The organism is Catenovulum agarivorans YM01 (assembly GCF_000281085.1).
Taxonomy (GTDB): Bacteria; Pseudomonadota; Gammaproteobacteria; order Enterobacterales; family Alteromonadaceae; genus Catenovulum; species Catenovulum agarivorans.
The window spans coordinates 89,207-102,331 of record NZ_AJWM01000041.1; the positions used below are offsets into that span (position 1 = coordinate 89,207).

10 protein-coding genes are annotated in these 13,125 nt (G+C 39.9%); 6 read left to right on the forward strand and 4 right to left on the reverse strand.

Annotation, left to right across the window (positions count from 1 at the left end; translation table 11 throughout):
* Nucleotides 1–479: 479 nt before the first annotated feature.
* From WSC_RS0100295 to WSC_RS24785, 4 genes are all read left to right on the forward strand, one after another.
* Nucleotides 480–3,653, forward strand: a complete 3,174-nt coding sequence (locus WSC_RS0100295) for a TonB-dependent receptor (RefSeq protein WP_016953910.1) — start codon at nt 480–482, stop codon at nt 3,651–3,653.
* Between the two features lie 23 nt (nt 3,654–3,676).
* Nucleotides 3,677–6,298, forward strand: coding sequence for a cellulase family glycosylhydrolase (locus WSC_RS0100300; protein WP_016953911.1), 2,622 nt, complete (start codon nt 3,677–3,679; stop codon nt 6,296–6,298).
* Between the two features lie 70 nt (nt 6,299–6,368).
* Nucleotides 6,369–7,559, forward strand: a complete 1,191-nt coding sequence (locus tag WSC_RS21430) for a glycosyl hydrolase (protein ID WP_157447136.1) — start codon at nt 6,369–6,371, stop codon at nt 7,557–7,559.
* A 16-nt stretch (nt 7,560–7,575) separates the two neighbouring features.
* Nucleotides 7,576–9,360: a GDSL-type esterase/lipase family protein gene (locus WSC_RS24785; RefSeq protein WP_016953913.1), complete on the forward strand. Its 1,785-nt coding sequence runs from the start codon at nt 7,576–7,578 to the stop codon at nt 9,358–9,360.
* 22 nt (nt 9,361–9,382) lie between these two features.
* On the opposite strand, the gene WSC_RS0100320 is transcribed toward WSC_RS24785, so the two are convergent.
* Complete coding sequence (locus tag WSC_RS0100320) at nt 9,383–9,709, reverse strand: hypothetical protein (RefSeq protein ID WP_016953914.1); 327 nt, start codon at nt 9,707–9,709, stop codon at nt 9,383–9,385.
* Nucleotides 9,710–9,746: 37 nt separating this feature from the next.
* Nucleotides 9,747–10,355, reverse strand: coding sequence for a glutathione S-transferase family protein (locus WSC_RS0100325; protein WP_016953915.1), 609 nt, complete (start codon nt 10,353–10,355; stop codon nt 9,747–9,749).
* 464 nt (nt 10,356–10,819) lie between these two features.
* On the opposite strand from WSC_RS0100325, the gene WSC_RS23750 reads away from it, so the two are divergent.
* Nucleotides 10,820–11,386, forward strand: a complete 567-nt coding sequence (locus WSC_RS23750; protein ID WP_016953916.1) for a TetR/AcrR family transcriptional regulator — start codon at nt 10,820–10,822, stop codon at nt 11,384–11,386.
* A gap of 97 nt (nt 11,387–11,483) precedes the next feature.
* On the forward strand, nt 11,484–12,269 hold the full coding sequence (locus WSC_RS21445) for a CPBP family intramembrane glutamic endopeptidase (RefSeq protein ID WP_016953917.1): 786 nt from the start codon (nt 11,484–11,486) through the stop codon (nt 12,267–12,269).
* Here the strand turns inward: WSC_RS21445 and WSC_RS0100340 are convergent.
* Nucleotides 12,247–12,777 (reverse strand): hypothetical protein, encoded by a 531-nt coding sequence (locus tag WSC_RS0100340; RefSeq protein ID WP_016953918.1) that lies wholly within the window; start codon nt 12,775–12,777, stop codon nt 12,247–12,249. The genes WSC_RS21445 and WSC_RS0100340 overlap by 23 nt on opposite strands.
* Nucleotides 12,774–13,037 (reverse strand): hypothetical protein, encoded by a 264-nt coding sequence (locus WSC_RS0100345; RefSeq protein WP_016953919.1) that lies wholly within the window; start codon nt 13,035–13,037, stop codon nt 12,774–12,776. The genes WSC_RS0100340 and WSC_RS0100345 overlap by 4 nt, the downstream gene beginning before the upstream one ends.
* Nucleotides 13,038–13,125 lie beyond the last annotated feature (88 nt).

Consider the following 13,125-nt stretch of genomic DNA (forward strand, 5'->3'; position numbering starts at 1 on the left):
CTCTAATAAACCTGAACTCTGAACTTCAAATGTAACAAATTATCCTGTTACATTCCGGCGTTTTACTTAAAAGTTAACTGTGTTTTAAATAGATTGGATGAAAACGTTTTAATTGGTCGAATTTTCAATCTGGACTACATTTAAAGCATATTTGTCTACCGGTAGATTTAGTTAAAATTTTACGTTTTTTACTATTGTTTTTATTAATGTTGGTAACCGTTTACATTTTGTGTATTTGGTGGAGATACTTATAGGTCATTTAATGTTTTACTAAATGTTATATTTATCAGTATCTTATTTTGCTGTTAGAGTGCAACGCTTGGTTTGGTTGTTAATTTTTATAAAAAACCAATAACAAAATATAGATCGCCAGGTAAATTTAATGTAACCTTTTGTAACCGGTTTACAGTTTGGTTTTATGTTAAACCGTAGGTTAGAACACATGGGCACTCTCAAAATTGATTCAGAGGATAAAACTTATGCTCGAAAACTACAGAATTAATAGCAAAATTAAAAAGTCTGTATTAGCAATCAGCTGTGCATTATTTAGTTTAAATACACAAGCTGCTGAACAAGATTCAGAAAAAACCGAAGTAGATGAAACTATTGCCGTGCAAGGTGTGCGTGGTGCACAAGCTGCAGCAATCGACTTTAAACGTGCAGCGTCAAATATTGTTGATTCAATTGTGGCGGAAGACATAGGTAAATTACCTGATACAACCATAGTTGATTCATTGCAGCGTGTTACTGGCGTGCAAATTAAGCGTGAAGGTAACGAAGGTACATCGTTAAATGTACGTGGTATGCCACAGGTGTTAACCACGTTGAACGGTGAGCAATTCTTAAGTCCTTGGTCAATTACTGGTGTTAGCGCAAATTACTCGGATGTGCCAGCTAGCATGATCTCTGGGGTAGATGTATATAAATCTATGTCATCAAACCTATTGTCTGGTGGTATCTCAGGTTTGGTTGACTTAAAAACAACACGCCCTTTAGCTTTGAAAGAAGGTTTTACCGCCAAGCTAAAATTGGAAGCTTCATACGGCGACAATTCAAACAAAAAATATACACCGTTTGAGCGTGAAGTAACTAATGACGATGGCAGCACAAGTATTGAGCGTGGCTCAGAACAAAGTACGCGTGATCCTGATCACAATGTGCATTTATTCTTAGGTTACAACACTCAAACAGTTGGTTTTACATTCGGCGCTTACAGTTCTGAATCAAATGCTGCTAACTACCAAATGTGGGACGACTCACGTTTAGCATTCTTAAAAACGCGTGGTGGCTCACCGCATGATCCACTTGATTTAGACGGTGATGGCGATACAGAAAACGATTGGTATTTAACCCCGGGTAACTTTGGCGCTCGTGCTAACTTAATGGAAAGAACTCGTAGTGGTGGTGCTTCGTCAATTGAAATTAAATTAAGTGATCAACTGTCGATGCGTGGGGATGTTTTTTATACCAAAATGGATCAATACGACCGTGGTGTTGCGGCAAACTTTAATGGCCAAAGCAGTCTGCAAGCTTATGAAGAAAATGGTACTCCAGCATCATCAGAAACAGATTTATACAACGCGCTGCAAGACGACAGTATAGTTGCTAAAGTCGCGGACATTTCATTTGTTGATGCCAATGGTAATACGCAAAACCGTACCATTAATACCTTACAGGTTGCGCACGTTATTGCACCCGACTTTATGACCAACACAAATACCCATATTAATCACACAGCGGCATTAAACAGTAATTTCCAAGTTGATTATGTCAGTGACAATTTTGAAGCAACCGCTCGAGTTGTTTACGCTAAAGCGCAAAAACAATTTAGAAATATGAACCTATCTCAAGGTCAGCCTGCATGGTTATGGGTCGACCAAGATGGTATTTCAGGTAAAGATCCATTAGCTGGCTACGATGTGACTGTTGATTATCGCGGTGATGTGCCGGTTTTTGATTTTGAAGCGGATTTATCACAATCAGAGTTATTACAAAAGTATCAAGCACAAGGTTATGGCGAAGACACGGATGCAACACTCGCGGCGATTCGTTTTGATGCTAGCTATTTTGCTGAATACGGCATGTTTAATTCATTTAACTTTGGTGTGCGTTACGGTGAGCGTAAAGCCGATCATGCAAAGTTCTTCTATGTTGCGCCAACGGGTCGTACAACTACTTGGGATGATCCTCGTGTACCTGCTGACAAACGTTATCAATTACGCGAAGGTAACGAAGTTTGGCAAAAATATCCAGAGTGGCTCGACTTCAGTTATGAAAACGAAAACTCAAACCTACGCACAGTTGGTGGTTTAGTTGATAACGGTTTTGATGCTACCCAAACAACAGTTCATTACGATTTTGGCCCAATTAAAGGTTTTGAAGGTGGTGTTGCAGCGCTTGATCCACACGATATGGACAAACCTTTAGAGTTTATGAACCGCTTATACCCAGGCTCAAAAACAGCTAACGATCCGGGTTACACTTATAAAGTAACTGAAACTTCAAGCTCTGCATTTTTCCAAGCCAACTTTAGTGATGACACAGGTTTGTTTGGCATTCCATTTGAAGGTGACTTAGGTGTGCGTTTTGTCCGCACTGAGCGTGAAATTGAAAAAACCATAGTGCCAACAGTGTTAGATAAATTTAACTCTATTGGTTATTACGATTGGGAAAAAATTGCCTTTGTTGCCGACAAAGAAACCATACATCATTCATTTACCGATGTTTTACCGTCAGCCAATATTAATTTCTTCCCAACTGACGATGTCATTGTGCGTTTTGGTGTATCGAAAAATATGACTAGAAATGACTTAAACAACGTCGGTTCTAGCTTATTTTTATGGTATCAACAATGTGCTAAAACCGATGAAGACGGTAACCGCATTTACGTGCGTGATACTAACGGTAACCTAGTTGGTGAAAATGTATCTTGTGTTGGTGGTGGTAACGACCAAGGCAATCCATACATTAAACCTTGGCGTGCAACTGTATTTAACAGCTCGGCTGAATGGTACTTCGCGCAAGATTCTATTTTAGGTGTGGGCATCTTCTTAATTGATGTAGACACAGCAGTACAAAGTTTCCAAGAACAAAGAAATTATGCTGATGGTGATGGTATCAACCGTGGCAATATGGCAAACATTTGGACAACTAAAAACGTAACTGCATCAGATTTATCTGGTATCGAAATTGGTTATAAACAACCATTCACTTTCTTACCTGGCGAGTTTTTAAGTTCTTTGGGTATGGAATTTAACTATACCTACTCAGATAGTAAATCAACCGACGTTGACATTAATGGTGATAATTTCCCATTGGCGTCTAACTCAAAACACCAAACCAATACCATTTTATGGTACGCAAAAGACGGCCTAAATATGCGTTTAGCTTACAACTGGCGTAGCGCTGAATATATTGGTCGTGTTGGTCTAAACACCAATGAAGCTCCACTTAGTTTAGGTAATTGGCAAGAAGCATCAGGTTATTTAGATGCCTCAATTAACTACTGGTACAACGAGCATTTAAGTTTTTATGTCAGCGGCACAAACTTAACCTCACAAGACAGAAAAACTTATGCTCAGTTTGAAAACCAATTCCACTCTTTATATGTACAAGAACGAAGATACACAGCTGGTGTGACTTTGAGTCTTTAATGAGAATACTAATGGAGACTAATATGAAATTACGTACTCACTATTTAGCTTTAGTTGTGGCAGCTGGTTTAGGTCTTCAAGGCTGCGGTGACTTGTTAGATGAAAATGCCGATACAGATACTTTAATTCCGGAGCAATCTGAGCCAGAAGTTGATCGCCCAAGCCCACCAAGTGACGCTTATGTGATTAAAACCAATGCAACTGAAATATTTGATGCATCAGGCAAAGCCATTCTATTGCGTGGTATTAATTTACAATATGGTGATTCACCATCAACCCGCATCAACAGTATTGAGCCTTTAGCACAAACCGGCTCGAACGTAGTGCGTTTACAGTTGCGTGAAAATACCACAGCAGCAGAGCTACGCGCAGCGTTAGACAAAATTGTTGATGCTGGCTTAATTGCTATGCCTATGTTGTGGGAAGAAGAAGGTAAAATTACCTGTACCGAAACCGATACTTATTTAATGCAATATCTAGATGAATTGTGGTTAGGTGAGTGGTTAGAAGTATTGGTAGATGCTAAATACCAACCACATTTAATGATCAATATCGCTAACGAATGGGGGCCGATGAATGTTTGGAATGCGGCTAGTTATGGTTATTCTGGTTATATCGACACTTATAAGAGCATAATTCGCGAATTTCGTGAAGTTGGCTTTAAAGTACCACTAGTGATTGATGCGCCGCATTGTGGCCAAGACTTCAATGCATTTTTGGGTGGTCGCGGCCAAGAATTATTAGTGGCAGACGTTGAGTCGAACCTTGTTTTATCCGTGCATGCATATGGCTCGAGCTGGAATAGTTCAAGCAAAATTATTACCGCCGCAGATGGTTTAGCTAAAACCGGTGTGCCCTTTATTATTGGTGAATTTGGTGGCTCATTTGCCTTTGGTGATGCATCGATTGACCACATGGACGTAATGACAAAATCTGTGGGTGATAATGCTTTAGTGTTTGATTTCCCATGGACAGGTGATACCGACAAAGTTGCTTATCAGCACACATTTGCTGAGCCACTTAACTTAACTGGTTCAAGCGTAACCGCCAATGTATACATCCCTGAAAAGTACATTAACGATGGTAAATTAACCGCGCAATTGTACCTAAAAGATGCGGGTGGTCGTTTTGCTTCATTTGGTACTGAATTAGCAAATGATAAAGACTTACGGGCAAATGCGTGGACACGCTTAAATTATCGCATTGATTCTGCATCGGATATGGAAGGTTTTGTAACCGATGGTTTTGAATTGGATAATGTAGCAAGTTTAGGCATTGAGTTTTTTGCTAACGGCAAACCTGCCAGCATTAACGCTCAGATTAAACTTGATAACGTCATGATAGAAACTGGCGGCGCGACACCACCTATGTATTTGGCTGATTTCAATTCAGATGCAAATGGCTGGGCGACCTCTTGGGGTAATACTAATACCACACAAGCGTCAGGTGCGTTAAATCTAGATCACGACTGGTTAAATAACGGTGATTTTGCTATCGCTATTGGTGGCGGTAACGTCAACTTAGATGTTAGTCAGCCGTTAACTTTAACTGCAAAAGTGTTTATTCCTCAATCATACGAAACTGAAACAGGCTTTGGTCTTAAGTTTTTCTTACAGTATGGTGATTCATGGGGTGGCTGGACAGATACAGGTGGCACTAGCTTTGATAATTTAACCTTTGGTGATTGGAATGAGATTACCTTTGCCAACGTAGATTTATCTGCTGTTGACGTACTTCAGCGATTTGGTGTGCAATTTTATGGCGCGACGTCTGCCCACACAGATCCTTTATTAGTTGATGAAGTTGTCGTGACTGGCGCTGACGGTGGTGGCTCAGCAGCTATGGTTGCCTTGGTTGGCTCAGATTTCTCCGCTGGTAATGACGGTTGGGGCACTGAATATGGTATCAGTGATGTTACTGCAAGCGTTGCCAACGAAACTTTAGCTTTAACAATCAACTGGCCGGATACGGCGGAAAAGGCAACATACATTTCACCTGTTGCTGAAGGTGTCGTTAATGCAGTTGGTAAAACAGTTAAAGCTAGTTTTAAAATGCCTGATGACTATATCGACAATGGCAACATGGGGATTCAAATCTACCTGCGTGACGTAAATGGTGTACCTGCTTATATTAACTGGGAAGGTGTTTGGGCCTTTACCCGAGGCGATTTCACTCATATTAGTTATGCGATTACCGACGACTATAATTATGGCTGGGGTGATGCTGGATTCGATCCAACTCAAATCAACCGAATTGGTGTTGAATTCACGCCAAATGGCAAACCAGCTGAAATTAATGGTGCAATTGAAATCGGCCAGTTATTGATTGAAGGGGAAGGTAGTGGCGAATTAGAAACTATTTTCGAAATGAACTTTGATCAAGCGGCGGATGCGGATGCTTGGGTGTTTGATTATGCCGATGGTGGCTTTAACCAAACCGTATTGGATACTGCGAAAAACTATGGTTTTGGTGTAGTGCCTTTTGGTTGGTTAGCTTGGTCTTGGTATGGCAATGGCGAAGAAACCAAAGCGCTAGATATGTCGAATACTGAAGATGCATACGATTTAAACGAACGTGGAACAGAAATTGTTGATTCTGAAAATGGCATAAAAGCCACAGCAGTTTCAGCAGGCTTTGCACCATAAATTTGGATTTATCATGCAGTAAAGCAGGGCATTGGCCCTGCTTATTCTTTTATTACAAGAACTTCAAGTTATGACAAAAAATACTTCACTCACTACTGGTGTTTTATTGTGCTTATCTGTCGCAATAGGGACATATGGTTGCAGCTCATCGACTAATACGGTCGAAAGCACCAAAGTCGATAAAACGACCGCTGCTGGCAACACTTCTGAACAATCGAACGATAATAACCAATACAAATATGCAAAAAATGTAGTGGGCGCTAATCAACTTCTAATCAACAAAGATGCTAATGCAATCACTCATAAAGTTTACCAATATTTACTCGATAATTTTGGCAGCAAAGTATTGGCTGGACAGCAAGATTTAACCTGGCAAGACAACATAGATATGTATGCTCGCGTGCTTGCTGACACGGGTAAAGCGCCAGCGATAATGGGTTATGATTTTATGAACTACGACCGTTATCAATACGGCTCTGGTTTACAGCAAACAGAAGAAGCAATCGCCCATTGGCAACGCGGCGGCTTAGTGACATTTGCTTGGCATTGGCGTGATCCTAGTTTAAAAACTCAGGAATTTTATACGGAAAAAAGTGACTTTGTGATCCCAATGAAAGAGCAGCAGCTCGATACTCAATCTGACGATTTTAAAGCAATAGTTAGAGATATCGATATTATCGCCGCTGAGCTGAAAAAACTCCAACAAGCTGGTGTCCCTGTATTGTGGCGACCTATGCATGAAGCAGCGGATAATCAATGGGGCGGCTGGTTTTGGTGGGGCGCTAACCGCACCGACGGTGAACAACCGAATGTGGCTTTTATCAAATTATGGCAGTTTATGTTCCATTATTTAACCGAAGATCACGGCTTAAATAACCTTATTTGGGTGTGGAATGGCTTACAAGGCAGTTGGTATCCAGGTGATGAATACGTTGATGTGATTGGTGATGATATTTACGCAACGCCTCACGATTACGGCTCGCAAGTAGAGCGATTCCAATTGGTTAAATCGTTCAGCGCTAAACCCAAACCTGTGGCTTTAACGGAAAATGGCGTATTGCCAGATCCGAATAAAATGGCCAATGAACAAGCCATGTGGGGCTATTTCGTAACTTGGAATGATATCGACACAGCGGCAGGTGTAACCGACAAAGGCAATTTTTGGACCGGAGAATACCATTCCTCCAATGCGCATAAAAAGTATGTGTATAACCACGAATTAGTCATCACCCTAGATGAATTACCCAAGTTTACTGAATAAAAATAGTAGGTAAAAAATGAAATATTTAGCATTAACAGCGCTAACCTTAACTATGTTGATAACAGGCTGCGGCCAAACGCAAAAAAATGTCACAGAGGAAAAGAATACTTCGTTAGATTTAAACGGCCTGATTGGCAAAACCCAAGGTTCGATCCCAGCACCGCGTGATAAAGAATTTGAGTGGATGTCGATTAAACGTTGGTATGAATTGTTTGAAGAAGACCAACAAGTTGCCAAAACCCAAGATGTAGATGTGTTATTTGTTGGTGACTCGATAACTGAAGGCTGGATGTGGCATGGCGTATGGCAAGAACAAATTGCCCAATTAAATGCAGCAAATTTTGGTATTGGCGGTGACCATACAGCCAATATTTTATGGCGATTACAGCAATTACCGGCAGACAATAAATTATCACCCAAAGTGGTTGTGCTTTTGGCAGGGGTGAATAACTTTGGTCATTTACAAGAAACACCAGAGCAAATATTTGCTGGGGTGATTTCTATTGTTGCCCAGTTAAAAGTGAATTTTCCACAAGCGAAAATATTGCTCAATGCAGTGTTACCTTATGGCGAAAATCCACAAGATTGGTCGCGTGGGCAAGTTAAACAACTTAACCACTATATTAAATCGCTCAACAAGTTAGACAATGTTTATTTTCGCGATTATGGTGATGCGTTTTTACAAGCTGACGGCAAAATTAGCAAAGAGATAATGGGCGACTTTTTACACCCAACCCGCCAAGGTTATCTTGCTTGGGCGGATGTTATGCTGCCGGATATCAAAAGTTTATTAGCCGGTAATACACCAAAACAAACGCTCGCAGTGGCGGATTCGCCGGTAAACATAATGGGGCGTTTTGTGACTACAGATACTAAATCTGTTCGATTTGGTTATCCGGGTGTGAGTTTAAATTATCAGGTTGAAGCACAAGCTTTTTCTTTTACAGCATCGCACGCTTGGGGTGATAGTTATTTAGATGTGTTGCTGGATGACAAACTGATTAAAACTGTAAAGTTAACACCTAATATGCAAACGATAGAGGTGTTTAAAGGCGACAAAGCTCAGCAACACAAAGTCAGCATAGTTAACCGCTCAGAAACTTGGCATGGTGTAAACCAAGTGCATACTGTGACGGTTGAAAATGGTAAGTTTTTAGCACCACCACAATTGCCGAAACGCAAAATAATGGTACTTGGCGACTCGGTAACTTGTGCAGAAGCAATTGACAGAAAAGCTAATGCTCAGCGCAGCAATAGCTGGACTAACCCATTAGAAAGTTACGGCTTTTTAGTGGCTAAAGCCTTTAATGCGCAGGTGCATTTGGTTTGTTATGGCGGCCGAGGTTTAGTGCGATCTTGGAACGGTAATACTGATGACAACAACTTAATTGATTTTTATCAGTTGGCTATTTCAGACGCAAGTAAAGAGTTTGTGTGGCAGCAAAATCAATATCAACCAGACTTGATTATTAGCGCAATTGGCACCAATGATTTTAGTAAAGGCATAGTGCCAGAGCGCGAATATGTGGATGCCTATAAAAAGCTTATCAAACGCGTACGCCAAGACCATGCTAATGCACAAATAGTCTTAACCGAAGGCTCAATCTTATCTTGGGCACAAAAAGATGCGTTAACTCAGTATCTGAACACAACGATAACAGAGCTAAACGATAGTAAATTACATTATATGTTGTCGAGCCATTATCCAGGTGGTGACGGCGATGCGCATCCAACTAAAGCTCAACACGCTAGCATGGCGGTTGACTACATCAAACAATTACAACCAATTATGAATTGGTAAATGCAAGGAATTAATGACTAAGCTACTTGCGTTTAAGTAGCTTAGTCATGCCTGTTAAACCCATTTTATAATGCAGAAAAAATTCACTCTTGTTATTTGTATATAAAGAGTAGCTATCTTGATTTGTAGCGATTTCAGCTGATTTGTAGCTGCAAATAAAAACTAAGTCGTCCGGCAACAATAAAAGACCTTCTTCAGTTGCTACTATGTTAATTTCTTCGACTGAGGTTTGTGTACCATTGAAAAATGTGTACTGAATAAAATCTATTCTTGCCGCTTTACACTGCTCAGCAGAATAAACTCCACTTGTAAAACTACTCAATACTAAGGCTGCAAACAAATATTTCATTATCCAGTTCCTAGAAATATAACGGATTTTCAACTGTCTAGTTGCTTGAACTATACAGCAATCCTTCAGGTTTTAAACTGGCAAGTGCAGGCCTTTTGGCCACTTTTTCTACATACGCCGCTAAACTTGGATGTTGATTTAGTTGCCCATCAACGTATAGATAAGCTAAGTTTTGCCACGCAAAAATATCCAGCAAACTAAATTCATTGTTGTACCAATATTCACTGTTGTTGAGGTGTTGTGCCATGGCGTCTAACTGGTGCGGAATGCGTCTTTCTAATGCTTGACGAATTTGCTCTTTTTCGCCGAATACGTGTAAACCAATAATCCCGCCACTCAGGGTATCAAGTGAGCTCGCGAAGTAGAATAGCCATTGCATAAACTGGCTATCTTGTTCGTTGATCAGATGAGGAGCATGCTCACGGCAAATGTCTAAACAAATAGCGCCAGCTTCAAATAACACTTCGCCGTTTTCTTTTTCTACCGTTGGAATTAAACCGTGTGGATTTATGCTTTTGAACGGCTCGGTTTTGTGCTGACGCTCTGCAATATCTAATTTGATAATTTGTAGCGCGAGATTAATTTCGTTAGCTAACCAGCGAACTTTTAGTGAGCGGTCGTATGCAAATATATGGTAAAGCTTCATTGAGGTATCCTTTCTAAAAAATAATAAGTTACCGATTGGTGTAAAATAATTTAGTGGAGTTAATCTATTTATGCAAGGTATTTTTTACCGAATGGTGTAAAATAAGTTTGTGTTGAAGTATGGTGGTAATTGTTTAGAGCAAAATTTCTTTTTCATGGATGAAAAAGCGAAGCGTACATGGAGGTATTAACCTGAACTTTGGACAACAAATTAGCTAATACGTTGTGATTCAAAATATAATTTATTTGCGTTACTTCTAGGGCGATATTATTTTTTTAGAGCCAGGCGAATTTGCGTACGTAATAACAGGCTATTACTAGTGAATTCAACGTAGCTACAAAGAATAATAGCCCCTAGAAAGCAAGTTGTTATTCACAGTTCAGGTTGTTGCCTGCGTTTTTGCGAAAATAATTACCTCCATGCTTTGAATATAACTGGTATGAAGTTCAGGTAAATTATTCAAGATGGCAAGAAACAAAAATTACGAAAGACAAGCAGTGATAGAGCAAGTTACCCAAGTGTTTTTAGCTAAGGGGTATGAGTCTACTTCTATGGCTGATTTAATGGAAAGCACTGGCTTAAACAAAAAAAGTTTGTACAACGAGTTTGGCAACAAAGAAGCCATGTTTATCGTTATTTTGGCAGCTTTTATTGAAAAAGAACGTAATTATGTAACACCTATTTTTAGTCATCAGCCACTTGGTTTAACTAATGTGCGTGCGTTTTTTCAGCATATCCTCACTGAGTTTAATGAAACTGGTTGTTTATTAACTCTCTGTATTAACGAAGCGAGTTGTATTCCTGAACAAGCGTTAGACATGGTTAATCAAAGTTTTCTTGGTTTAGAAAAGGGATTAACGGCAAATTTAGCCGCTTGTTTGGCTGACGCCTCCCAAGCTGAAATGTTTGCCCGCAATATGTTGTCGTTAATGTTAGGTTATGCCAGCCTAACACGCTCGCCAGCGTTACGCGCAAATAACAAAAAACAGCTAAATGCATTACTGGATTTTATCCAGCAGAAAGCTTGTTGAGTATTCAGAATTTTAGATACCAGCTTACTTAAATCAAAGCGCAAATGTATGCAGTATCACAGTGGGTTGGTTAATGGTTTAATCGGATAAAAATTCTATGGAAATGATCTTCTCAAAATATAAAACACATGCAGCTTTTGCTTCTCTCATTTTAGTGGTTTTACTGGTCGTATTGGCCAACTTTATCCAAGCGAAAGCCGCAATATTTGCAGTCGCTTTTATTGCTTTTGCTGGTTGGAAACCTAATAAAACTTGGCAGAGAATCAGCCATGTGGTTTTACTTGTAGTTGCTTCTATTGGATTGATTCTGCATTTAGTGCCGGGTTTTAATAATATTTTAATTTGGCAAGATAGGCTTTTTAGCGACAACAGTGTACCGCACACTTTTTATCTCAACTTCGATAAGGCTTTAGTCGCGGTCGCTTTGCTGTTTTATTTGTTTAGGCAACAGGGACTGCATGAAAAAGCCAGTCAAATGACTCGCCATTTACTAACGGTTTCGGCTGCTACCACAGGAATCACCTTTGCTACGGCCTTGCTACTAGGCGTGATTGATTGGGACTTTAAGTTACCTGACAATATTTTATTATTTATGTTTAGCATGCTGTTTATCACAGTGACAGCGGAAGAATGTTTATTTCGCGGTGTGTTACAGCGAACCTTATCTGCGAAATTAGGTGTTTGGTCTGTCGTGGTTGTTGCCGTGTTATTTGGTTTAGCGCATCTGCCATTTTCTGCTGGTTTCGCCATTTGTGCCAGTATCGCCAGCTTAGGTTATGGTTACGTCTATTATAAAAGTGGGCAAATAATTTGGCCGATAATGCTGCACACAGCGGTTAATTTCACCCACTTGTTTTTGTTTAGTTATCCATTGATAAACTAGCTATTTGGCTTTTGGTATGCGTGTCTAAACGTGAAAACTCTTTAGCTAAGTTTATCTGCATATTTGCAGCAGCAACTTCTTTCATCGCTAATTCTATCGTTTTATTTTGAGCTGATTCATACCAATTAAAGAAGTTGCTCAAGTGCCAAATAGCTGTGTTGCCTGCGTGTACAGGAATAGGGAAATTCGCATTTTGCGTCATTAATTTTCGAATATATTGTCGAGAAAATCCCATTAAATCAGCTATGTCGCTTAATCCGACTAAATCCGGTGTTGATTCAATTAATGTTGCGTCAGGGATAGCTTTTTTTACATCGTCAATAGCCGAGGTAACTGCTTTGTAAGCATTGTCAGCTTCTCTATTAAATTGCAGCGCAATACGCCCTTTTTGACCTAAACCAATAATTGCGTCGTCACAACCAGCTGCACCCAAATTTTCGACATACTCACTTGGATTTGCTAACGGATTCGCCAAGGCAAATTTTAAAGTAAATTCAAACTCTTTCATTTTTGACTCCCGCGTGATTTTGCAAGGATCTTACAATTATCCACTACGCGCCTAATTTGTTTCGCATGGTTGGTTGAATTTTTAGGTGTGCTCCAAACACTAGCAATACAAAACTCACCGCATCGACAATCTTTGTCATTGAATGGGCAATAGATTTTGCCCCATGCATGACTTCCACCCACTTCAACCTTCCAGCCATTTTGTTCTGCATATAACAAGGCGCCTTCAATTTCCTTTTTAGCATGTTTTTTACGTTGCATATGGTTAAAATCCCTTTTTAAGCAAAGTGTATGGAATGAATCTAAAGGTGTCAAGTGACAACCTTGTGGTGACTGGTGAAGCTTGGAT